1 protein-coding gene is annotated in these 1,241 nt (G+C 35.1%); it reads left to right on the top strand.

Features of this window, described 5'->3' with window-relative positions; genetic code table 11:
• Positions 1 to 166: 166 nt before the first annotated feature.
• Entirely contained in the window at positions 167 to 1,201 is a 1,035-nt protein-coding gene (locus HMPREF3091_RS11585) for an HNH endonuclease (protein WP_070715989.1), read from the top strand.
• Positions 1,202 to 1,241: the final 40 nt, after the last annotated feature.

Genomic DNA, 1,241 nt, shown 5'->3' with positions numbered 1-1,241 from the left:
CTGAATGAAAATTCAGGGCTTTTTGCTTTTTAGCTGAAATCAATACTATTTGGCTCTAGTATCGGTAAAGATCATTTACATCCAAAATGCTTGAGCACCATCATAGACATCAGGTTTATTTTTTATAATCATTGACTATCGCATCACACAAACTAGGGATGGATATATGGATACTAAAATAGCCCGTATTTGCTGGAATAGTAATGGCTGGAAAAAGCCATCAGGGCCGAATGGAAAAAGTACCGATCAAAATTCATTCGAGGTTTCCCCTGGTTTTGGGCATGAAGAGTGGCTATTCGATTACTCGAGTTTAATCAATGGATATCATTACGCTTTCCTTCAGCCTATTAATAATAATGCACATAAAGGTCAAATTTACACTATATACCTATACTACTTTGAGAGAACATCCAGTAAAAAACTTTGTATAGGCCATATAAAAAACACAATATGCATAGATGAACATGAAGCCCAAAGCGCCATTAATACGTTCAATAAAAATGGACGAATACTTAAAATGGAGAAGGATTTATCCTCAGTTGGGCTAGACCCTACATCGCTCAACAATAACACATCCGCATTATTAAACTTCAATATAAAATTTAAGCCAGAAGATGTTGTCTTATACCATGAAAAAAGAGATATCACAGAAAGTGTGCGGAATCATAGGTATATATTATTGAATACTGACGGAGCACCATTTCTCGACACTGAACATAGCAGCGATTCATTATCATCAGATATTTCCAACATTTTAAACTCAGATTTAAGCAAAACCGAAAAAGATACCCTTATCAAATCTCGTATTGGCCAAGGTTTTTTCAAAGATCAGGTTATTAAAACTTGGGGAGGGGAAAAGTGTGCTGTTACATTAGTAAACATTAAAGAGATGTTGATAGCATCCCACATAAAACCATGGAAAGATTGTCAAAATTCGGATGAAAGATTAGATGGAGCTAATGGCATATTATTATGTTCCCACATTGACAAATTATTTGACCGATATTTAATTACTTTTAAAATCCATGGCCGCAAATGCACCCTAAAAATATCTCAACACTGTGATAAGCAACAATTGAAGGGGCTAGGGATACATGAGGGTGAAGAGCTATCTTTAGATGGTTTCAATACGGACGACTTCCGTCGATTTATGAAATACATCGAACATCACAATGAAGTCTTTGATCAAAAAAATCAATAAACAGTGCATATTCTTGTAGAAAGCCCTGAATGAAAATTCA

Origin of the sequence: Hafnia sp. HMSC23F03 (assembly GCF_001816025.1) — a bacterium.
Taxonomy (GTDB): domain Bacteria; phylum Pseudomonadota; class Gammaproteobacteria; order Enterobacterales; family Enterobacteriaceae; genus Hafnia; species Hafnia paralvei.
This window is presented reverse-complemented; position numbering and strand designations above follow the sequence as displayed.